Raw genomic sequence first — 22,244 nt, forward strand, 5'->3', positions numbered from 1 at the left:
GCGATGCGAGGACGCGCGTCCCGGATGCCGATGTTATGCGGCCTGGATTACAGCAGGGGGCTTGCCTTGACCGTGCGGTCGAGGCAAGCCAGCAGCTCCAGCAATTCTTTCATGCGGTCCAGCGGCCAGGAATTGGGGCCGTCGCTCAGGGCGCGGTCGGGGTCGGGATGGGTTTCCATGAACAGGCCAGAGATGCCCACCGCTACGGCGGCGCGGGCCAGTGCCGGCACGAACTCGCGCTGGCCGCCGGACGCGGTGCCCTGTCCACCCGGCAGCTGCACCGAATGGGTGGCGTCGTAGACCACCGGGCAGCCGGTCTCGCGCATGATGGCCAGCGAGCGCATGTCCGACACCAGGTTGTTGTAGCCGAAGGATACCCCTCGTTCGCACACCATGACATGGCGGTTGCCGGTGGCGAGCGCCTTGGCGGAGACGTGCTTCATGTCCCAGGGCGCCAGGAACTGGCCCTTCTTGATGTTGACCGGTTTGCCGGCGCTGGCGACGTTCTGGATGAAATTGGTCTGGCGGCACAGGAAGGCCGGCGTCTGCAGCACGTCCACCACCGAGGCGACTTCCTGCAGCGGCGTGTCCTCGTGCACGTCGGTCAGCACCGGCACTCCGATCTGGCGTTTGACCTCGGCCAGGATGCGCAGACCCTCTTCCATGCCGGGACCGCGGTAGCTCGCATGGGAGGAGCGGTTGGCCTTGTCGAAGGAGGACTTGTAGATGAACGGGATGCCCAAGGCGCCGGTGAGCTCTTTCAGCGTTCCGGCGGTGTCCAGCGCCAACTGCTCGCTTTCGATGACGCAGGTGCCGGCGATCAGGAACAGCGGATGTTCCAGGCCGACGGGGAAGCCGCAGAGTTCGAACGGCCGGGCCGATCCTTCGATGTTGCTCATGATGATGCCGTGTCCTCGCTATGGGCGCAGGCCGCGCGGACGAAGCCGCTGAACAGCGGGTGGCCGCCGCGCGGCGTGGAGGTGAATTCGGGATGGAACTGGCAGGCCAGGAACCAGGGGTGGCCGGGAATTTCCACCATTTCGACCAGGCGGCCGTCCAGCGACTTGCCGGAGACCCGCAGGCCCGCCGCTTCCAGCGTCTTGAGGTAATGGTTGTTGAATTCGTAGCGGTGGCGGTGCCGTTCGGTGATCACATCCTTGCCGTAGGTGCGGTGGGCCAGGGTGTCGGGTATCAGCCGGCATTTCTGTCCGCCCAGACGCATGGTGCCGCCCAGGTCCGAATTGCCGCTGCGGTATTCGGTGCTGCCGGCCTCGGTCTTCCACTCGGTGATCAGGGCAATGACCGGGTGCGGCGAGGAGGGCAGGAACTCGGTGCTGTGCGCGCCTTCCAGCCGGGCCACGTTGCGGGCGAATTCGATCACGGCCACCTGCATCCCTAAGCAGATGCCGAGGTAGGGGATACGGTTCTCGCGGGCGTATTTCACCGTGGCGATCTTGCCTTCGATGCCGCGCTCGCCGAAGCCGCCCGGTACCAGGATGGCATCGACCCCTTCCAGCGCGTCGGTACCGTGATCCTCGATTTCTTCGGACTCGATGAAGCGGATGTCGACCCGGGTGCGGGTATGGATGCCGGCATGGACCAGGGCTTCGCTCAGGGACTTGTAGGCGTCGGAATGGTTGACGTACTTGCCCACCATGGCAATGGTGACCGAGCGTTCCGGATTCTTGAGCGCATCGACCACATGATGCCATTCGCTCAGGTCGGCGGGGCCGGCGTCGAGCCGCAGCTTGCGCACCACGATCTCGTCGAGCTGCTGCTCGTGCAGCAGGCTGGGAATCCGGTAGATGGTATCGGCGTCGACCGAGGCGATGACAGCATCTTCCTGCACGTTGGTGAACAGCGCGATCTTGCGGCATTCGCTCTTCGGGATGGGTCGGTCCGAGCGGCAGATCAGGATATCCGGCTGGATGCCGATGGTGCGCAGTTCCTTGACCGAATGCTGGGTCGGTTTGGTCTTCAGCTCGCCGGCGCTGGAGATGTAGGGCACCAGGGTCAGATGGATGAACAGCGAGCGTTCGTCGCCCAGATCGACCCGCATCTGGCGGATCGCCTCCAGGAAGGGCAGGGATTCGATGTCGCCGACCGTGCCGCCGATCTCGATCAGCGCTACGTCATACCCTTCCGCGCTGAGGCGGATGCCGCGCTTGATCTCGTCGGTGATGTGGGGAATGACCTGCACGGTGGCGCCCAGGTACTCGCCGCGGCGTTCCTTGCGGATGACGTTCTCATAGATCTGGCCGGTGGTGAAGCTGTTCGTCTTGCCCATGGTGGTGCGGACGAAACGTTCGTAATGGCCGAGGTCGAGGTCGGTCTCGGCGCCGTCCTCGGTCACGAACACCTCACCGTGCTGGAACGGGCTCATGGTGCCCGGATCGACGTTGATGTAAGGATCGAGTTTCGTCAGCGTCACTTTCAGCCCGCGCGCCTCGAGGATGGCGGCGAGGGAGGATGCGGCAATGCCTTTGCCCAGCGACGAAACGACTCCGCCGGTGATGAAGATGTATTTCGTCATGAAAGCTCGAATCTGTGCGATTGAGGAGATGTCCGGGAGGGCTCGGGGGGCACCCATCGGTATCGGCTGGGTGGCACGGACAATACCGGTATTTTAACCAAAGGCGTGGGGGGACGTCACGGGCGGGGGTGTGGGAGCGTCGGTGAGGGGTGGGCAGCGCTACGCGCGGAGCCACCCGCAATTGGCAACGAATCCAGGCGGTTCACCTCAACCCGGACCAAACCGATACCCGCCAAGAGCGATTGCTGACATTGCTGTCATGGTTGCCGAGTTCCCCTTTCGCCGGCGAAGCGCCACGGCGTTTCGGCAAGATCCGCGCTTCCTGGCTGGCCAAAGCACGCCGATCGGCCCGTACGACCTGCAAATCGGCGCCATTGCCCTGGCCGCGGTATGACACAGGTGACTCAGGACACCGGGGAGTTCGCCCGCCCCCCCGGCTTGATGCTGGAAGATTGGCCGGGATGACCGCAGCCGTTCCCCAACCGCCGGGATGCCGCGGTCAAGCTAAATCAATGTGTTGCAATATTTCACCGCCTCAGCGCCTGCTTCCGTTTCCGCAAAGATCCGGCGGGCGCTGCGGTCTCTGCATCCAGTGTTACCGAAGGTCCAGGGCTGACTGCTTCCGTCAGATCGGACAAAGAATCTTCGATCACCCGAGACAGGCGGGTGTCGCCGAAAGCGGTTGCGCCGGGGAGGGCCGAAGGGTCATTTGCCGCAGTGTGATCGGGGGAAAGACCGCGGCCTTTCTTTCGGCTTCTGATGTAAGTTGCTGTTTTGATTGTGTCCATATTCCACCTTTGCTTGACGGTCCGGATGTCCGGCATGGATTCCTATATGCAGGATGTATGCCGATTTATCTCTCTCCGATGGTTGCCGCACTGGAGCGGAATAGCCGACAATCGAGCACGGAAGCGGGGGCTGCGGGCGAGTGAGCTCATGGCCAGCGGCCCGGTGCTCGACTTCCAAGCAGTTTCACTACAGCGACTCAGCGAGGAGCAAACATGTCCATCGGTCAGTTCTGCATTCGAGATACCGTGATCGTCAAGAAGGGTGACACGATCGTGGAAGCCGCCAAGGTGATGCGCCAGCATCATGTCGGCAGCGTCGTGGTGGTGGAAGAGTCCGAGCACGGCTGCAAGCCTGTCGGGATCCTGACCGACCGGGATCTGGTGGTCGAGATCCTGGCGGAGGAAGTAGCCCCCGAAGCGGTGACGGTCGGCGATGTCATGAGCTTCGAACTCGTGACCGCGCGCGAACAGGATGGGTTGTGGGAAACGCTGCAACGCATGCGCGCGAGCGGCGTGCGGCGGATTCCCGTCGTCGATGATCGGGGCGTCTTGGCTGGAATCGTCAGCGCCGACGACTATCTGGAAATCCTTTCCGCCGAACTGGGAGAACTGGCCAAGTTGCTCGGCCGGGAACAGGGGCGGGAAGAGCGGACACGCGGCGCCTGACCGCGCGCCGGAATTCGGGCCCGACACGTGAAATACCTGCTCGCTTTGACTCTGGCGTGTCTGCCATTGCCGGGCCTTTCGGACACGATGCCGGTCGTCGAGCGCTTCATCCGGGACCAGGCCCGGAAAACGGCCGGCGTCGAATACAAGGAAGCGCGCCAGCTTGGCCGAGGTGACTTGAACGGCGATGGCAAGGAAGATGTCGCGGTTCTCTATACCCTGGAGGGATTCCACGGTACCAATGCCTACCGGCAGTATCTGGCGGTGTTCAGCTTAGTCCGGTCCGGGCTGCGTCAGCGGACTCATCGGGAGGTCGGCGGCAAAGGCTGGCGGGACGTCGATATGCTCGCCGTGGCGAACGGTTCCATCCAGCTCCGTACGAAGGAATACGCCGACAGCGATCCCAGTTGTTGCCCCAGCATCAACGGTGCTGTCCGGCTGGTGCTGAAGGGCAATCGATTGAAGGAAACGAAATAGGATGCGCACCGTTGGGTCCAAATTCATGAAGCCCATGGCTTACTGTCTGTTCGATACGGCTATCGGCGTCTGCGGGATCGCCTGGCGCGAGGCTGATGGTGCCGATGCGGCGCCTGCCGTCACCCGGTTTCAGCTTCCGGAGGCTACGGCGGCCGACACCGATTCAATCCTTGCCGAACGGACAAGGGCGGCGCAAGCGGCCGCCCCGCCGCCGGCGATCGCGGAGGTGATCGAGAAGGTCAGGCGGCATTTCCGGGGCGATCTGCAGGATTTCAGCGAGGTTCGGGTGGAGCCGGAAGGCGCGGGGCCGTTTGCCCTGGCCGTTTATGCGGCGGCCCGGAACATCCCCGCCGGCGAGGTCCGCACATACGGCGAATTGGCTCGTGTCTTGAAGCGGCCCTCGGCGGCCCGCGCTGTGGGCCAGGCGCTGGGACGCAACCCTGTCCCGCTCATCATTCCCTGCCACAGGATTCTGGGGGCGAGCGGGAAACTCGGCGGATTTTCGGCTCACGGCGGCATCGCGACCAAGGCCAGGATGCTACAGATCGAAGGTGTCGTCCCAGGGGCATCGGGAGGCTAGCCGCGCGGACACGACCAGGGGGGCGCCGGCCGGATCGGGCTCTTTGTACGGTTTAGGACAAGTGGTCGCTGTGGATTTCCCATAAAATCAATGGGGAAGGGACGCCTTTCCTTTGGCATGCAAATCGCTTCAGACGGGTAATCCCGTCCACCATTTCCCGAAGCGAATACTCGATGAGCGTGACCGCAATCGCCTGGGGTGCCCACCCCGACTTTCCCCTGGCGTTGATCGCCAACCGCGACGAGCGGCATGACCGCCCCACCTCGGCAGCCGGCTGGTGGACGCGCGAGCCGGAGTGTCTGGCCGGCGAAGACGAAGTGCACGGCGGTACCTGGTTGGCGGTGACGCGCGAGGGACGTTTCTCTCTGGTGACGGGATACCGCGACGGTTCGTCGCCGGCCCCCGGCGCGCCTTCACGCGGCCGGCTGCCGCTGGATTATCTTGAATCCGGCGAAGATCCCACGGTGCACGCGCGACGCTTCATCCGCTCCAAGGGCGATCACGCGCCTTACAACCTGTTGCTGGGTTCGCCTCGCCAGGTGTTCTATGCCGGCACCCGCTCGCGCCTGCCGATCGCTCTCACGCCGGGCATCCACACCTTGTCCAACGGACTGCTCGACGAGCCCTGGCCCAAGTGTTCTTGGCTCAATACCGTGTTCGGCGGCTACATCCTGAGTCATGGCGGTTTCAAGATGTTGCTCGATGGTCACATCGAGCTGGCCAAGGTCAAGGAGCACGGCGCCGCTGAGCTGCCGAGGCCGGCCGGCTCTTGCGTGAGTGCCGAGGATTTTGCCACAGCCGGTTTCGCGTTGCTGGCCGATCGCACGACTTATAGCCGAGGTTTGCCGGACACCGGGATCGGGCCGGAAGAGGAGGAACGGCTCTCCGCCTGCTTCGTGGCAGGCGGAGAGTACGGCACGCGCTCCAGTACGGTGCTGGTGATGGCGCGTGACGGCCATGTCCGCTTCGAGGAGCGCAGCTTCGACGCTGGCGGCGCCGAAACGGGCCGGGTCCTCGAGGAGTGGGACATGGACCCCGCGGTTTTTTCCGGCAGCGCGGAGGGCTGATCTCATGTCCGCCATGATGCAGCCGTCGCAGTCTTGTCCGTTGGAGCCCGCCGACCTGCCGCTCGCGCCTGCCTATGCGCGGCTCGGGGCACCCTTCCACCAGCCGGTGGCGGCCACGCCCCTGCCCGAGCCGAGGATGGTTCATTTCAATGCCGCTTTGGCCGGCGACCTGGGTGTCGATTCGGAAGGCGGTCTCGAATTCCTCGAGATTCTGGCCGGCAATCAGCCTTGGCCGGGATATGCGTCTTCGGCTTCCGTATACGCCGGCCATCAGTTCGGTCACTGGGTGCCGCAACTGGGCGACGGTCGCGCCCTGCTGATCGCCGAGGTACGGTCGCCGGCGGGGGAGCGGGTGGAGCTGCAGCTCAAGGGCGCGGGGCCGACGCCGTATTCTCGCGGGCTGGACGGCCGTGCCGTGCTGCGCTCGTCGATCCGCGAATACCTGGGGTCGGAGGCCATGCACGCGTTAGGGGTGCCGACCACCCGCTGCCTCAGCTTGGTCGCATCGTCCCAGCCGGTCGTGCGTGAAACCGTGGAGAACGCCGCCGTGGTGTGCCGCACCGCCGCCAGCTTCGTGCGTTTCGGGCAGTTCGAATATTTTGCCGGCCGGGGCAAGACAGGGCCGATGGCCAGACTGGCGGACCATATGATCTCCGAGCATTTTCCGCATCTGCAGGGCCGGCCGGACCGGTACGCCGCCTGGTTGGGGGAAGTGGTCGAGCGCACGGCCCGGCTGATCGCGCAATGGCAGTTGCTGGGCTTTTGCCACGGGGTGATGAACACCGACAATTTTTCCGTGCTCGGGTTGACCCTGGATTACGGCCCATTCGGCTTCATGGACCGGTTCCGCCAATACCACGTCTGCAACCACTCCGATTACGAAGGGCGCTATGCCTACAGTGCCCAGCCCGAAATCGGCCGCTGGAATTGCGAGCGCCTGCTGCAGGCGGTGTCGCCGTTGCTGGCCGAGAAGCCGGAGGAGGCGGCGGCAGTCGGCCAGGACATTCTTCGGCACTATGCACCCATCTATAAGCATGCCGTGACGCAGGGCTGGGCCGACAAGCTAGGACTCAGGGAATTGCGGGAAGGCGACGGCAGGCTGGTCAACGAATTCCTCGGGCTGCTGCAGCGCAGCCGGGGCGATTTCACCCGCAGCTTCCGTCTGCTCTCCCGGATCCGAGCCGACAGCGACGCGCCCGCCAAGGGGGTGCGGGAAGCGTTCGCCGACATCAAGGCTTTCGATGCGTGGGTCGCCGACTACAGGGCCCGGCTGCGCAGTGAGCAGAATACCGATGACGAAGCGAGGGCCGGGCGCATGAACCGGGTGAATCCGAAATACGTGCTGCGCAACCATCTGGCGCAGATCGCCATCGACAGAGCCATGCTGGGAGACTATTCGGAGGTCGCCAAGCTGACCGGGCTGCTGCGCCGCCCTTACGACGAGCAGCCCGACATGGAAGCCTACGCCGCCGAGCCGCCGGACTACATGCGCAACATCGAGGTGAGCTGCTCCTCGTGAGATTCGAGTCCGCGCACGGAGGCACCGCTGCTGCCTCCGGACGTCGGCTCATCCTGCATTTCTGACCAACCCGTGGAAAGGGGAAACGCTCGTGGCTTTCGAAGACGTGTGCAAACAAAGCCTGCTCGGCGAGGGCGAACTGGTGCCCTTGACCGTGGGCAAGAAGGAAATCGTCATTCTGTGGCCGGACGGCGGGGAGCCGAAGGCCTACGACGCCCGCTGTCCCCACGAGGGGGTGTCGCTGGGGCGTGGGGACTTCAACGGAAGGATTCTTTACTGCATCGCCCACGGCTGGGTTTTCGACGGCCGCAGCGGCCAGTGTCTGCAGCCCGCCGGCTGGTGCATGAAGGAATATCCCATGCGGATCGAGAATGGCATGGTACAGGTGGACGTGTCAGGCGCCTGAGCCGCAACCGCACGCTCCCTCCTGTGCCTGCGCCGGCGGGCATTTGACCGAACCGTAGGAACAGAACACGCAGCAATCCCCCGGTTTCGGGCGGAGCACGGTCCCGCAGCCGGTGCATTCGTAGAAGTACAGGCAGGCATCGGTCGGCATGGTTTCCAGTTTGGCAATGCCGCAGCGCGGGCAGGTCAGGAGGGATTCTCGAGTCATTGGTGCTGACGCTCAGAACGATACGATAGCCTCCAGGAAACCGTAATTGCCCTGTTTGCCGTCGTACTGGTTGTTGATGATGCTCTGGCCGAAAGCATGGCCGTAAAACAGGTTGAAGGCCAGATGGTCGATCGGCTTCAGGTTGATCATCACGTGGGTGAGATAGGCCAGGTTGCTGGCACCGCCCGTCGGTGTGCCCGCATAGCCGAAAACGGTGTCGTTGGTCGCGCCCGAGCCTGAATACACGAAATCCTGGGAGGCGTTGACCCGCAGCGCGTGGAAATCCAGCCGCAGGCTGAGCTTGGGGTCGGGGGTCAGGATGCCCTGCACGAAGACGTCCTGGTTGTTCATCATGTTGTAGAACGGGAACTGGGCATACAGCCAGGCCGTGGGCAGCATCTGGAAGAAGGTGCCGTGGGTATCGTCGTCCGGGTTATCGTCGCCCGAGCCGCTGTTGATGCCCGCCCGCAGCCAGGGGGCGGCCCATACCTCCTTGAACTGGTAGCCGGCTTCGACGCCGAAGGCCCACGCCGCCTGATTCTGGTTCTGCCAGTTGCCGACCTGGCCGAAGGCGTAGACCGTCCCGTCCGCCACGCCGGGGCCGATTTCCTCGGCATGTGCCAAGTGCCCGCCGATGGTGTGGATCGCCGAGCCTTGGCCCACCGCTTTTTCGCGCGCCGCGAGGGGGCGGTTGTCGACGAACAGGATGTCCCGGTCGTCCGAGTAGTAGTACCAGGACAGGCGCCCGATGGTATTGCCGACGTTTTCCGAATCCCGGAGGCTGAGGCTCGCGCCCGCCACGTTGACCTTGCCGATGGTCGGCATGCCGTTCGACTCGAAGCCGCCGAAGGTGGGCATGAAGCCGAAGCCGACCGCCTCCAGGTCGTCCGTCAGGTAGCCGACGCTGCCGCCGTCGAAGCTGCGGCCGGCGTGGGTATACTCGAACGGGCCGATAAGACGCTGGGCGATGCGGTAGTCCTGGATCCAGCGCAGGTTCTTGTGGCGGGCGAGGCCCTGCTGGCCGTCGGAAAACAGTTGGCGGCCGCCGTTGAGATACAGGCCGTTGACGCCGAACATATCCTTCAGCCGCAGCCAGCCCTGCCGCAGAAAGGCGCCGTTCTGGGTGCTCAACGGCGTGCTGGCATAGTAGGCGGCGCCTATGCCGACGCCATTGGTCGGCAGGCCGCCGATGTAGGTGTCCTGGAACTGGGCGAAGGCCTCGAAGGGTTCTCCGGTCACCCGCAGGCCCAACTGGAACTTGTTGCCCACGAAGCTGTAGCTGTAATCCTTAGGGAGGGGCTTCCCCTTGACCAGGGGATTGCCGAACCAGTCGGCGAATTCGCCACGGGCGCGGTCGAACACTTCCAGTTTGATCCTGGTATCCGCCGGCCCGGCCCATTCTGTGGGCAAGGCGCTTGGGGGCTTGGCCTGTTTGTCCGCCTCCGCTCCCCAAGCGGCCTCGGACAAAGCCAGCACAGCCGACAAAAGGGCCGTGCCGGCGGTCTTCGACCGACGGGCGAAGGCGCCGGAAGATACGGGCGCTGCCTTGGTCTGGTCCTGGTTCGAATTCGTCTGAGCCATTTTCGTGTCCCCCGGAATGGTTGCTTTACTTTCGCGCATAAAAAAAGGCGTCCGCGCTTTCCGGAACATTCCGAAAACCGCGAGACGCCTTTGTCTCAAAGGTCCGCGCCGCCGTTGGCGCGGGATACCGCTTTATCCAGTTATTACAAAAGCACTATCGGTGCCACTGGAGTCGAATAGATGCAAGTATCTGTTTTTTCAAGGGGTGAGAGTGGCAGGGCGGAATCGCGGTGCGGGGCCGGAGCACGATATCGGGGCGTCGCGCCGCAATTTGTGGCGGTCACCGTCCGCCGGGCAGGGAGCGGTCAATCGCTGGTGCCGGTTCGGCGCGAGTGGAAGCGGAAGCGCAGAGAGACATCCGCGCTAGGGATTTGGCATGTGGGTGAGGAACCATTCCAGCAGCCGGATCAGGCCTACCACGGCGCCGACGGAACCGACTACCCAGAGGGTCTGGCGATGGTTGGCTTGTGTCAATCGTACCTCCACCTCGCGGATTTCCAGCCGGGTCTTTTCGATCTCCAGCCGGAGAGTTGCCTCGACTTCCTTGATTTCCTTCTGCAGTTTCGCCTCGACTTCCTTGATCTCCTTCTGAAGCTTTGCCTCGACTTGCTTGATCTCCATCTGCAATCGTGACTCGACCTCCTTGATCTCTTTTTGCAGCCGCAATTCGGTCTCGCGCACCTGTCCCTGGGTCGCCACGTCCTTCAACTGGGGATAGCGGTCTTCCAGATGCTCGAAGGCTTCCGCGATCAATTTCGCGCGCGTTTTGTCCTCGCCCGCTTCGGTCAGTTGTTCGTAAAGTCTTAGCGCTACGCTCATGGTCGTGCCTGGGAATTCGGAAACCGCAGTTTAGCATGGGGCGGTTCCGGAGCCGGCTGCCGGGCACGCGAGCGGGCGTGCGCGTCAGAGAAAATTTTCCAGCGCCAGCAGAGTGCGGGCGACGTCGGCGATGCGCTGGTTCCGTGCCATCGCGGTCTTGCGCAGCGACTGGTAGGCCTCGTCTTCGCTGAGGCCGCGGTGCTTCATGAGCAGGCCCTTGGCCTTCTCCACCAGCTTGCGGTCGGCGAGCTGGGCGCGGGTGTCTTCGAGTTCGCGCCGGAGCACCTGGAACTCGCTGAAGCGGGCCATCGCGACCTCGACGATGGGCAGTATCCGTTCCCGGCTCAGTCCGTCGACGATATAGGCGCTGACGCCCGCTTGTACTGCCTGGCGGATGTATTCGCTGTCGCGGTTGTTGGAAAACAGCACGATAGGCTTGGGATTGTCCCGGCTCACTTCGCGCATCTGTTCCAGGGTGTCGCGGCCGGGGGCTTCCATATCGATGATCACCATGTCCGGCTTATGTTCGCCGACCGCGAGCGCAAGGTTCTGCTCGTTTCTCAAGCGTGCCGCAACGCGGTAGCCGGCTTCGGCCAGCGCCTGCTGCAGGACGGCGCTGCGGTCGTCGTCCTCGTCGACCAGCATGATGCGCAGGCTCACGGCGAGTTCCCCGCGCGTGCGAGATCGTCAGGCTTCACCCGCATGCGGTGGAGTTCGAAGCCGGCGAGATAGGCGATGGGATCGGCCGGGTCGAAGGCGGTCCCGTCGAAAAACAGGTCCGGCCCCAAGGCCACGGGTATGCATCCGGTATCCAGCGTCCAGGGCCGGGCATGGACGCCCTCGCACTTGTAGTCTGCGGACGGGCAGGGCAGGCCCAAGGCTGCCGCGGCGTCCCGGTAGAGGTCGGGACGGTACACCTGTTCCGCGACCGCATGCAGGTCGACGGGTTCGGCGATCTGCCCCCAGCGCAGCATCTGGGTCAGGAACCACAGGGCGTGGGAGCGCCAGGGGAAGGTGGCGGCATAGCGGTGGAATACGTTGAAGTCGGGCAAGGACACGGCCGCTTCGTCTGCCGCATATTGAAACGAACCCGTCATGGACATTTGGAGGATGTCCGCCGGAACGCCGACATAGTCGGGACTCGCGAGGAGCGCGGCGGCTTCCATGCGGTTCCCGGGCAGGTCGAGCCATTGCGCGGCTTCCAGCAAGGCCATCAGGAGGGCCCGCAGGGTATTGGGATGGCGTTCGGCCCAGTCCTGGTTGACGCCCAGTACCTTCTCGGGACTGTTATTCCAGATTTCGTAATCGGTGATCAGGACCCGGCCTATACCGTGAGCCACCGCATAGGCATTCCAGGGTTCTCCCGCGCAGTAGCCGGAAATCTCGCCCGCCGCCAGGCAGCGGGGCATCTGCGGCGGCGGAATGACCGTCATGCCGACATTGCGGTCCGGGTCCACGCCGGCGGCCGCCAGCCAGTAGCGCAGCAGGTAGTTGTGCGAGGAAAAGGGGAATACCGTAGCGAACCGTACAGCTTCGCCGCCGGAGTCCAGTTCCAGCAACCGCCGAAGGCTGCGGGCCGAGACCGGCCGCTGTGACGGTTCTTCACCGGCCACGGCCGTAAGCCGCCGGTACAGGGCATTGGATACCGTCACGGCATTGCCGTTAAGATCGAGCGACATCGGCGCGATGGTGGCCTTGCGTACGCCGCCCAGGCCGAGGGTGGTGGCGATCGGCATGGGCGCCAGCATGTGGGCACCGTCCAGCATGCCGGCCGCAACCTTGTCGCGGATGGCTGCCCAGGACGGCTGGCGCGACAGCGCGACGTCCAAACCGTGTCGGCGGAAGTAGCCCTTTTCCAGGGCGATGACGAAAGGGGCACAGTCCGTGAGCGGAATGAAGCCCAGTGTCAGCCGGGGTTTCTCGATGCCATTGCCGGCGGCGGTTTCTTGAGAGTCGTCCATACGATTCGATCGAAGCGATATCCGCGGATATCCTGCCCGTCAGCGCCGTGCTTCCGCAAGGAGGGTACGGATTTCCGGCACGCAGGAGCCGCAGTTGGTGCCGGCTTTCAGGCGGGTTCCGACCTGTTCCTCAGTAGTCATGCCTTCTGCATCGATGGCGCGACGGAGCGTTTTTTCGCCGACGGAGAAACAGGCGCAGACGATTCTGCCCCGATCGTCTTCGGCGGAAAGCGGCCGTCCCGCCAGCAGGCCGGCGCGCGCCGCATCGGACAGAATATCTTGGCCGAACAGGCCGGCTAGCCAGTCGCGGGGCGGCAGCTCGTGGCCGGAGCTGACGAACAGGGCGAACTCGATCCGGCCCTGGACGATCCAGGCGCAACGGTAGCGGCCGGCGCGCGGGTCGGCGAATTCCAGCCAGTCGTCCCGGCAATCGCCTTCCAGGCCAAGCTGTCCTCTCGCCCATTGGCGCCAGTCCTCCGGGACCGTCTCGCCGGCCAGCTCGTGGCGCCAGCAGTTCCGGCAGGGAACCACGACCCGGTAGCTGGCATCGGGAAATTCGAGCCGCCGCGGGGCGATGGCGAATCCGTACCATGTTGGCCTGTAGGGCGCAACCCGCACCGGCGTGTGTTTGAATTCCGGTTCGCCGGACACCGGGTCGACCGCCGGATTGACCAGGGCGTTCGCCAAGCCCTGCCGGCTGTTGCCCTCGCTCCAGTGCATGGGGACGAACACCGTGCCCGGCCGCTGGCCGGCGCTGAACCGGACCCTGGCCAGGGCGCTGCCGTAGCGGCTTTCGAGCCGGGCCAGGGCACCGTCGGCGAATTCCAGGCGTTCGCCGTCGGCGGGGTGGATCTCGGCGTAGGGCTCGGGAATGTGCCCGGTGAGGCGCGGGGTCTTGCCGGTCCGGGTCATGGTGTGCCATTGGTCGCGAATGCGGCCGGTGTTGAGGATCAGGGGATATTCGGCGTCGGGCGCGTTGACCGGGAGGCGGGGCCGGACGGCGACGAATTTCAGCTTGCCGCTCCCGCCGTCGAAGGCGAGCCGTGGCGTGCCTTGCGGATTCCCGGCGTCGACCGGCCACTGGGTCGGCGCCAAATCGTCGTAAGCGGTCCGAAGCCCGGACAGGTCGAAGCGGCGTTTTTCGGCGCCGGCGATACTCGAGAGTTCGGCATGTTCGGCGAAGATTTCCGCCGGGCTCCGGTAGCCGAACCCCGCTTCGAAGCCCATGCGTCTGGCCACTTCGGCGATGATCCACCAGTCCGGCCGGGCCTCGCCGGGCGTATCGAGAAAGGCGCGCTGGCGCGAGATGCGCCGTTCCGAATTGGTTACGGTTCCGTCCTTCTCACCCCAGGCCAAGGCGGGAAGCTGGACATGGGCGAAGCGGGCCAGATCGGTGTCGCGCTCGCAGTCGGAGACCACGACGAAAGGGCATGAGCTCAAGGCTCGGCGCACAGCGTTGAGGTCGGGCAGGCTTACTACGGGGTTGGTGGCCATGATCCAGACCGCGCGTATTTTGCCTTCGCCGATGGCCCGGAACAGGTCGACGGCCAGGTAGCCGGGCCGGTCGGCGATGCGGGGGGAGCGCCAGAATTCCTGTACTTGCCGGCGGTGGCGGGGGTCGTCGAAGTCGAGATGGGCGGCGAGCTGGTTGGCCAGTCCGCCGACTTCGCGGCCGCCCATGGCGTTGGGCTGGCCGGTCAGCGAGAAGGGCCCGGCCCCCGGCTTGCCGATGCGACCGGTGGCGAGATGGGCGTTGACGATGGCGTTGACCTTGTCGGTGCCGCTGGTCGACTGGTTGACGCCCTGCGACCACAGGGTCACCGTCCGTTCGGTCGCGGCGAACAGCCGGTAGAACTGCGCCACCTCGCATTCCGCAAGCCCGCAGCCGGCGGCCACGGCCGGAAGGGCGGGTGCGGTTTCCCTCGCCGTGCCCAATGCTGTCGCGTAGCCTTCGGTATGCCGTTCGATGAAGTCGAAGTCGAGGCGGTCGTTGTGCCGCAAATAGTGCAGCAGCCCGTTGAACAGCAGCACGTCGCTGCCCGGCCGGATCGCTAAGTGCAGGTCGGCGGACTCGGCGGTCGCCGTCCGGCGCGGGTCGATGCAGACGATGCGGCGCTTCGGGTCGGCGCGCCGCGCCGCCAGGATGCGCTGGAACAGCACGGGATGGCACCAGGCCATGTTCGAGCCAACGAGCACCATGAGTTCCGCCAGTTCGAGGTCCTCGTAGCAGCCCGGCACCAGGTCCTCGCCGAAGGCGCGCTTGTGGCCCGCGACGGTGGAGGACATGCACAGCCGGGAGTTGGTGTCGATGTTGGCCGAGCCGATGAAGCCCTTCATCAGCTTGTTGGCGATGTAGTAGTCCTCGGTCAGCAACTGGCCGGACACGTAGAAAGCGACCGAATCGGGGCCGTGCCGCTCGATGGTTTCGCGGAACCGGCCGGCGACCGTGTCCAGGGCTTCGTCCCAGCCCGCCCGGATTCCGCCGATGTCCGGATGCAGCAGACGGGTGTCGAGCGACAGGGTTTCCCCCAGAGCGGAGCCTTTCGAGCACAAGCGGCCGAAGTTGGCCGGATGGTCCGGATCGCCCTCTATCGCCACGCCCGCATCCGTGACGGTAGCCAGCACGCCGCAGCCTACGCCGCAGTAGGGACAGGTGGTGCGGACGGTCCGCCGTGACAGTGGGTTCATGTCAGCTTCCGGTTGGACCGGCCGCCAGGGCGATGGCGACCATGCCATCCTCAAGGCGCACGTCGAAACGGCGGACACAGCCTTCGTCCGGCGCGACCGCCTGGCCCGAATCCAGCTCGATCACCCAGTTGTGCAATGGGCAGGCGATGCGCGCGCCGTGCACGATGCCCTGGGACAGCGGTCCACCCTTATGCGGACAGCGGTCGAGCAGGGCGAAGACCCGGTCGTCGACGGTGCGGAAGACGGCGACAGCGCCTTCCGGCGTCGCGACGACGCGGGTGCCCTGGCGCGGAATGTCTTCCAGGCGGGCGATGGGGGTCCAGTGGCTCATGGCGTTTTCCTCAGGCGATGCAGGCATTCGCTTTCCGCTCCGCGGGCGTCAACGGTTCGAACTCGTGTTTTTCCGCTCCCTGTGCGCGCTCGGCCCAGGGATCGATCTGCGCCTTGCGCTGCGATTCCAGGAAGCGCGCGCAGAGCGCCCTGCGGCCAGCGGCATCGTCGACGATGCGGCTCTGCACGTACGGCAGTCCGACCCGTTCGATCCAGTGCGCGGTGCGTTCCAGGTAGCGGGCCTCCTCGCGGTAGAGCTGCATGTAGGCCGCGGCGTATTCCATGACTTCCTCATCCGCCTGCACCTTGCAAAGAAAGTCGGTGGCGCGCACCTTCACGCCGCCGTTGCCGCCGACGTGCAGTTCCCAGCCGGAATCCACGGCCACCACCCCGAAATCCTTGATCGTGGCTTCGGCGCAATTGCGCGGGCAGCCGGACACCGCCATCTTGACCTTGGCCGGCGTCCACGAGCCCCAGGTCATCTTCTCCAGCTCGATGCCCAGGGTGGTCGAATCCTGCGTGCCGAAGCGGCACCATTCCTTGCCGACACAGGTCTTCACCGTCCGCAGCGACTTGCCGTAAGCATGGCCGGACATGAGGCCGTGTTTGCCCAGCTCCGCCCACATGGCTGGCAGCTGCGCCTTGGGCACGCCCAGGAGGTCGATGCGCTGGCCGCCGGTGATCTTGACGCAGGGGACCCGGAATTTTTCCGCCACGTCGGCGATGGCCCGCAGTTCGCGCGGATTGGTCACGCCGCCCCAGATCCGGGGAACCACGGAATAGGTGCCGTCCTTCTGGATGTTGGCATGAACCCGCTCGTTGATGAAGCGGGATTGCGGGTCGTCCCGGTACTCGTCCGGCCACTGGCACAGCAGGTAGTAATTGAGCGCCGGGCGGCAGGAATGGCAGCCGTCCGGCGTTCGCCAGCCCAGCGAACCCATGAGTTCCGGAATGGTTTTCAAAACCTGGGTACGGACGGCTTCCCGCACCTCCTCGTGGGTGAGGTCCGTGCACCGACACAGAGGCTTTTTGGCGGGACTGACCGAGTAATCGCTGCCCAGGGTGCTCTGCAGGATCTGTTCGACCAGACCGGTGCAGGAACCGCAGGAGGCCGAGGCCTTGGTGTGGGCGCGCACTTCGTCCAGCGTGAACAGCTTCTTCTGGACGATGGCATCGACGATGGCTTTCTTGCAGACGCCGTTGCAGCCGCAGACTTCTGCGTCTTCCGGCAGCCGGGCGGCATGGCTTTCGGCACCGTGGCCGGAATCGCCCATGTGGGCCTGGCCGAACAGGATGTTCTCGCGGAAGGCGGAGATGTCGGTTCCGTCCCGCATCATCTGGAAATACCAGGCGCCGTCCACGGTATCGCCGTAGAGCACTGCGCCCGCGACCTTGTTGTCGCGGACCACCAGCTTCTTGTAGACGCCGCGCGAGGGATCCTGGAGCAGCAGTTCCTCGCAGCCGGCGCCGCCCTGGTATTCCCCGGCGGAGAAGAGGTCGATGCCGGTGACCTTGAGCTTGGTCGAGGTGACCGATCCTTGGTAGCGGGCGATGCCGAATTCCGCCAGATGGTTGGCGCAGACCTTGGCCTGCTCGAACAGCGGTGCGACTAGGCCGAACAGCTCGCCGCGGTGCTGCACGCATTCGCCGACCGCGTAGACCTGGGGGTCGAAAGTCTGCATCGTGTCGCTGACCAGGATGCCGCGTTCGCAATGGATGCCGGATGCCTTGGCCAGCCCGACGTTGGGGCGGATGCCCACCGCCATGACCACCAGATCGGCAGGGATTTCCGAACCGTCTTTGAAGCGGACCGCGCGGACCCGGCCTTCGCCCAGCAGCGCCTCGGTCTGGGCTTCCAGCTTGAAGTCCAGGCCGCTGTCTTCCAGGGCCCGTTGCAGCAGTGCCGCGGCCGGTTTGTCGAGCTGCCGCTCCATCAGGGTGTCGAGCAGGTGCACCACGGTGACGTTCATGCCGCGCTTCTTGAGGCCGTTGGCGGCTTCGAGCCCCAGCAGGCCGCCGCCGATGACGACGGCGTGACGGTGCTTTTCCGAGGCTTCCAGCATCAGCTCGACGTCGCGGATGTCGCGGAAGCCGACCACGCCTTCCAGGTCCTTGCCCGGCACCGGCAGGATGAAGGGCGCCGAGCCGGTCGCCAGCAGCAGGCGATCGTAGCCGGCTTCAGTCCCGTCTTCGGTGCGGACCTTGCGGCAGACGCGGTCGATGGCGACGACTTTTTTGCCCTTGTGCAGGGTGATGCCGTGCTCGGCATACCACGCGTCGTCGTTGAGGATGATGTCGTCCAGTTTCTTCTCGCCGGCAAGCACCGGCGAGAGCAGGATGCGGTTGTAGTTGGGATGGGGTTCGGCGCCGAACACGGTGATGTCGTACTTGCCGGGCGCCAGCTTCAGCAGCTCCTCCAGTGTGCGGACACCGGCCATGCCGTTGCCGATGAGGACGAGTTTGGGCTTGCTCATAGCGAGTCTCCATTATTGTGAATCAAGGGGTTGTTTCGGGATGCCGCTTCCGAAGGCGGGTAGGAGGGCAGCGACAGGCGCAGGCCGGCCACGGCCAGGAGGGCCAGCAGCAGCGCCGCGACGGCCTTCCAGAACAGCAGGGGATTGCGCTCGTACAGCGGCAGGGGCCGGCGGGGAATGCGCCTGCCCCCGCCTTTTTCCAGTCCGGCCTCCAGTTCGTAAGCCAGTTCCACGGCATCGGCCGGGCGCAGCTCCGGATCGGCCGCGATGGCGCGGGCCAGCACCGCGTCCAGCCAAGCCGGGAGGTCCGGGCGGTGGGCGGTCAGCGGTTTCGGGCTGCCGAAACGCGGCGTGCAGAACGGCTCGATCTCGCCATAGGGGTAGGCGCCGCCGGCGAACATCCGGTACAGGGTCACGCCGAGCGCGAACACGTCGGCGGCGATGCTGCCGCGTTCGCCCTGGAACATTTCCGGCGCCATGTAGCTGGGGGTGCCCGGGATGGGATCGGCCCGATCCACATCCCAGGCCGGCAGCCGGGCGATGCCGAGGTCCAGCAGCTTGAGGCCGCCTTCCGGCTCCAGCAGGACGTTGTCCGGCTTGATGTCGCGGTGGACGATCTGCTGGCGGTGCAGCGCATGCACCGCCTTGCACAGTTTCAAGGCGAGATCGATGCCGGCTTCCAGGCTGACGCGTGGCCGGCGCGCCAGCTCGTGCTCCAGGGAGGCGCCGGGATAGAAAGGCATGACCGAATAGAGCCGGCTCTGGCGTCCGGGAGTCTGCTCGAGGATCTCGCCGACCCAGGGGCTTTTCACCCGGGCGCCGATCCAGGCTTCGCGCACGAAGGCGTCGTAGTATTCCCGTTCGCTGGCGACGCGAGGATGCGGAAACTTCACCACCACCGGCTTGTCCTGGCCCAGAGTGTCGGCCGCGAGGAACAGCGCGCTGTAGCGCCCCGAGGACAGCAGGCGTTCCAGCCTGAAACCGTCCACCTCGTTGCCCACCTCCGGCAGATCCAGCAGCGGCAGGGATTCGATGGCGAGGCGCAGCGACTGCTTCTCCGCGGGCGGGAGGGCGATGACGTCCACCACCAGGGCGGTGATGTTGTCCTGGCTGCCCTGCTCGAATGCCCGGAGCGCCAGCGCCTCGGCCGTGGTTTCGGGGGTGGCCCGTTCCTGCAGGATCTCCCTGATCTGTTCCTGTTCGAGGCTGCCGTGCAGGCCGTCGCTGCAGAGCAGAAAGCGGTCGTGCGGTTCCAGCGGGTACACGCCGTAATCGATCCGGAGGCCGGGATCGAGTCCGACTGCGCGGTACAGCACATGATCCAGCCCCGGCCCGCTCAGGGTGTGATCCGAGGTCAGCAGCTCGGGTTCGTCGCCGCGCAGGCGGTAAATCCGGGAATCGCCCACATGCACCAGATAGGCGCGGCGGCCGCGGAAGATCAATCCGCTGAAGGTGGTGCCCATGTGCGCCAGCTCGGGATCGCGCCGGCCCACGGCATGCACCCAGCGGTTGACCGAGCCCAGGCAACGGTCCAGCAGCTGTTCCATGGCTAAGGTTTCGGACAGGCCGTAGTAGGCTTCCATGAAGCCGCGCACCGACACTTCCGCCGCGACCCGGCCGCCACGGGCGCCGCCGATGCCGTCGGCCACCGCTGCCACGAAGCCGCGCGCAGCGGCATCCCGCGGCGGCGGCTCGGCGACGCCGGCAAAGTCCTGGTTGTCTTCGCGCCGCCCCTGCAGGGAGACGAAGGCGGCGCGGAGGACGGGTTGGCCGGGAACGGTCATGGCGCTGTCGGGAGCCGGATCGCGGTCAGACCTGTGCCCCGGAAACCGCGCCCCAGGTCGTGCGCCAGCGTTTCCTCACCATCACCAGCCCGCCCAGGCCGAGCAGCGGGAGTACGGCGAACACGCTGAACCCGAGCGCAAAGCCGTGCTGTATTTCCCACGACAGCCCCAGGGTCTTCGCCAGGAAGAAGCCGCCCACGCCGCCGGCGCAACCTACCAGGCCGGTGACCACCCCGATTTCCTTGCGGAAGCGCAGCGGCACCAGCTGGAACACCGAACCGTTGCCCATCCCTAAGGCCAGGGTGCCGGCGAAGAAGATGGCGACCGCACCCCAGCCTTCCGCCGGCAGTTCCCACAGGCCCCAGCCGGCCACCTTGGCGTTGCCCAGCGCTTGCGGCACCGGGCCTTCCGGCATGAACGAGATCGCCAGATAGGACAGGGACACCACCACGAACAGGACCTGGAGGGCGCGGATGCCGCCGATGCGGTCGGCCAGGTAGCCGCCGACCGGGCGGAACATCGAGCCGGCGAACACCACGATGGCGACCATCATGCCGGCCGCGATGCCGGAGACGTGATACCAGTTGGTGAAGTACAGCGGCAGGGCGTTGCCGAGACCGACGAAGCCTCCGAAGGTGATGGAATAGAAGAACATGAACCACCAGGCGTCCGGGTCTTTCATTACTGCGGCATAGTTCGCCAGGGTGACCGGCGTGCGCTTGTCCGGGGCATCCTTCACCAGCACAGCGTAGACGATCAGGACGATCACCAAGGGAATGAGCAGGAAGCCGAACACCGCCTGCCAGCCGAACTTCTCGGCCAGCCAGGGTACGATCATGGAATCCAGTACCACGCCCATGTTGCCGGCGCCGGCGATGCCCATCACCACGCCCTGGAACTTGGGCGGATACCAGCGGCTGGCCTGCGGCAGAGCCACGGCGAAGCTGGCGCCCGCCACGCCCAGCAGCAGGCCCAGGACTTCGACTTCCAGCTTGGAGTGCAGGCCGAACACGAATACATAGGCGAGGCCCAGGATCACCAGCAACTGGGCCAGGATGCCGGTCAGCTTGGGGCCGATATGGTCGGCCATGGAACCCAGGATGATGCGGAACACCGCGCCGGAGAGGATGGGTATGGCGACGATGGTGAACTTCTCCTCGAGCGGCAACGCCAAGTCCTTGGTGATATAGAGGGAAAGCGGTCCGAGCATCACCCAGACCATGAAGGACACGTCGAAATAGAGAAACGCGGAAAGCAGGGTCGGCCAATGTCCGGCCTGCTTGAATTCTTTTAAGTTCATGACTGTTGCTCCGGGTTTTGGGCCTTGCGGTGCCGCATCGGGGTTGGTCGTGAAGCAAAAAAAAAAGCGTCTTAGGCTTCGCGGAAGGTATTCCGCAAAAGCCCAAGACGCCTTTGTCCTGGTGCCGCGCCGCCGTTGGCGCAGGTTTCAATACGAGAGAAGCATTACGTGTGCCAGCCGCAGGAAGCAGTGTTTAAATTATGGATAATATGAAACATATAAATTATATGAATAGCAATGGCGAGATGCCTTCGAAAGATTTAGGCGCAATTGTGGAACACTGCGCCTCGAAATGAGGCAGAGGAAGGACGCTGCGGTTTTGGAGTAAGATCGGCTTTCCGGCTCGTAAGGGGGGTCAAATGAAAAGAATTGCGGGTTTGTTGGCGCTCGGCCTGGTTCCGGCTGTGTCACACGCAGCGGCCAGCCACTGTACTGCCGAGGAGAAAACGGTGTTCTCCTGCAGTGTGGGCGAGAAGATCGTGTCGGTTTGCGCGTCGAAGGAGTTGTCGCCGACGGCGGGTTCCATCCAGTACCGGTTCGGCCCGGAAGGCCATCCGGAAATCAAGTTGCCCGATCCGGCCGCCCATCCGGCGACCGCCGTCAAAGGAGAAACCCTGATGTATTCCGGTGGCGGCGGCGCCTTTCTGCGCTTCAGCAAGGGCGAGTACAACTACGCGGTTTATACCGGCAGCGGCAAGGGCTGGAAAAAGGACGGCGTCGTCGTCGACAAGGGCGGCAAGCTCATCGCGAATTTCCGCTGCAAGGGCGCTCCGGTTTCCGAACTCGGTCCGGACTTCTTTCAAGGGTCCGGCACGCTGGCGGATGAGCGGGAGTTTGACATTCCCTGAGGATTCGCCGTTTGGGCGGCGCCTCGGGTTTGCCCATCGGGCGGGGGAGAAGGCATGAACGGTCGATCTCGGAGGTCTTTATTTCAGCGGCTGGAGCGCCGGCTGGTCGGGTTGGTCATGGCCATCATGGCCTATGGTCTCGAGAAATCCATCCTGCGTTCGATCCGCAGCGGCGGTGCCAAGAGCCCGTCCCGCAACGCATCAGAACTTTGAACC

20 protein-coding genes are annotated in these 22,244 nt (G+C 64.9%); 8 read left to right on the plus strand and 12 right to left on the minus strand.

What is annotated here, in order from left to right:
• Positions 1-47: 47 nt before the first annotated feature.
• On the minus strand, positions 48-899 hold the full coding sequence (kdsA, locus tag OOT43_RS16295) for a 3-deoxy-8-phosphooctulonate synthase (protein ID WP_266021692.1): 852 nt from the start codon (positions 897-899) through the stop codon (positions 48-50).
• A complete protein-coding gene (locus OOT43_RS16300; RefSeq protein ID WP_266021693.1) occupies positions 896-2,533 on the minus strand; it encodes a CTP synthase in 1,638 nt (545 codons plus the stop codon). The genes kdsA and OOT43_RS16300 overlap by 4 nt, the downstream gene beginning before the upstream one ends.
• Positions 2,534-3,534: 1,001 nt before the next feature.
• Between OOT43_RS16300 and OOT43_RS16305 the strand changes: the two genes are divergently transcribed.
• The 6 genes from OOT43_RS16305 to OOT43_RS16330 all read left to right on the plus strand — a co-directional run bounded on the left by OOT43_RS16305 (position 3,535) and on the right by OOT43_RS16330 (position 8,036).
• On the plus strand, positions 3,535-3,987 hold the full coding sequence (locus tag OOT43_RS16305; protein WP_266021694.1) for a CBS domain-containing protein: 453 nt from the start codon (positions 3,535-3,537) through the stop codon (positions 3,985-3,987).
• A 27-nt stretch (positions 3,988-4,014) separates the two neighbouring features.
• On the plus strand, positions 4,015-4,464 hold the full coding sequence (locus tag OOT43_RS16310; RefSeq protein ID WP_266021697.1) for a hypothetical protein: 450 nt from the start codon (positions 4,015-4,017) through the stop codon (positions 4,462-4,464).
• Position 4,465: 1 nt separating this feature from the next.
• Entirely contained in the window at positions 4,466-5,044 is a 579-nt protein-coding gene (locus tag OOT43_RS16315; protein WP_266021698.1) for a methylated-DNA--[protein]-cysteine S-methyltransferase, read from the plus strand.
• A gap of 173 nt (positions 5,045-5,217) precedes the next feature.
• Positions 5,218-6,111, plus strand: a complete 894-nt coding sequence (locus OOT43_RS16320; RefSeq protein WP_266021699.1) for an NRDE family protein — start codon at positions 5,218-5,220, stop codon at positions 6,109-6,111.
• Positions 6,112-6,115: 4 nt separating this feature from the next.
• Complete coding sequence (locus tag OOT43_RS16325; RefSeq protein ID WP_266021701.1) at positions 6,116-7,630, plus strand: protein adenylyltransferase SelO; 1,515 nt, start codon at positions 6,116-6,118, stop codon at positions 7,628-7,630.
• 91 nt (positions 7,631-7,721) lie between these two features.
• Positions 7,722-8,036, plus strand: a complete 315-nt coding sequence (locus tag OOT43_RS16330; RefSeq protein ID WP_266021702.1) for a Rieske (2Fe-2S) protein — start codon at positions 7,722-7,724, stop codon at positions 8,034-8,036.
• Here the strand turns inward: OOT43_RS16330 and OOT43_RS16335 are convergent.
• From OOT43_RS16335 to OOT43_RS16380, 10 genes are all read right to left on the minus strand, one after another.
• Complete coding sequence (locus tag OOT43_RS16335; protein ID WP_266021703.1) at positions 8,025-8,243, minus strand: GDCCVxC domain-containing (seleno)protein; 219 nt, start codon at positions 8,241-8,243, stop codon at positions 8,025-8,027. The two genes, OOT43_RS16330 and OOT43_RS16335, sit on opposite strands and share 12 nt — an antisense overlap.
• Before the next feature lie 12 nt (positions 8,244-8,255).
• Positions 8,256-9,824 (minus strand): alginate export family protein, encoded by a 1,569-nt coding sequence (locus OOT43_RS16340; protein WP_266021704.1) that lies wholly within the window; start codon positions 9,822-9,824, stop codon positions 8,256-8,258.
• Positions 9,825-10,187: 363 nt separating this feature from the next.
• Complete coding sequence (locus OOT43_RS16345; RefSeq protein ID WP_266021705.1) at positions 10,188-10,643, minus strand: hypothetical protein; 456 nt, start codon at positions 10,641-10,643, stop codon at positions 10,188-10,190.
• Positions 10,644-10,727: 84 nt separating this feature from the next.
• The gene (locus OOT43_RS16350; protein ID WP_266021706.1) at positions 10,728-11,303 is read right to left on the minus strand and encodes an ANTAR domain-containing response regulator; all 576 of its coding nucleotides are present in this window, start codon (positions 11,301-11,303) and stop codon (positions 10,728-10,730) included.
• Positions 11,300-12,604 carry a CmpA/NrtA family ABC transporter substrate-binding protein gene (locus OOT43_RS16355; protein WP_266021707.1) on the minus strand — a complete coding sequence of 435 codons (1,305 nt, stop codon included), beginning with the start codon at positions 12,602-12,604 and terminating at the stop codon, positions 11,300-11,302. The genes OOT43_RS16350 and OOT43_RS16355 overlap by 4 nt, the downstream gene beginning before the upstream one ends.
• A 39-nt stretch (positions 12,605-12,643) precedes the next feature.
• Positions 12,644-15,292, minus strand: a complete 2,649-nt coding sequence (locus OOT43_RS16360) for a nitrate reductase (RefSeq protein WP_266021708.1) — start codon at positions 15,290-15,292, stop codon at positions 12,644-12,646.
• 1 nt (position 15,293) lies between these two features.
• On the minus strand, positions 15,294-15,623 hold the full coding sequence (gene nirD / locus OOT43_RS16365) for a nitrite reductase small subunit NirD (RefSeq protein WP_266021709.1): 330 nt from the start codon (positions 15,621-15,623) through the stop codon (positions 15,294-15,296).
• A 10-nt stretch (positions 15,624-15,633) separates the two neighbouring features.
• A complete protein-coding gene (nirB, locus tag OOT43_RS16370) occupies positions 15,634-18,096 on the minus strand; it encodes a nitrite reductase large subunit NirB (RefSeq protein WP_266021710.1) in 2,463 nt (820 codons plus the stop codon).
• Positions 18,093-19,880, minus strand: a complete 1,788-nt coding sequence (locus OOT43_RS16375) for a bifunctional protein-serine/threonine kinase/phosphatase (protein ID WP_266021712.1) — start codon at positions 19,878-19,880, stop codon at positions 18,093-18,095. The genes nirB and OOT43_RS16375 overlap by 4 nt, the downstream gene beginning before the upstream one ends.
• A 25-nt stretch (positions 19,881-19,905) precedes the next feature.
• On the minus strand, positions 19,906-21,180 hold the full coding sequence (locus tag OOT43_RS16380) for a nitrate/nitrite transporter (RefSeq protein ID WP_266021713.1): 1,275 nt from the start codon (positions 21,178-21,180) through the stop codon (positions 19,906-19,908).
• Between the two features lie 359 nt (positions 21,181-21,539).
• Between OOT43_RS16380 and OOT43_RS16385 the strand changes: the two genes are divergently transcribed.
• Complete coding sequence (locus OOT43_RS16385; RefSeq protein ID WP_266021714.1) at positions 21,540-22,028, plus strand: hypothetical protein; 489 nt, start codon at positions 21,540-21,542, stop codon at positions 22,026-22,028.
• A gap of 54 nt (positions 22,029-22,082) precedes the next feature.
• Entirely contained in the window at positions 22,083-22,241 is a 159-nt protein-coding gene (locus tag OOT43_RS16390; protein ID WP_266021715.1) for a hypothetical protein, read from the plus strand.
• Positions 22,242-22,244: the final 3 nt, after the last annotated feature.

Origin of the sequence: Methylococcus mesophilus, assembly GCF_026247885.1 — a bacterium.
In the GTDB taxonomy this organism is placed as follows: Bacteria; Pseudomonadota; Gammaproteobacteria; order Methylococcales; family Methylococcaceae; genus Methylococcus; species Methylococcus mesophilus.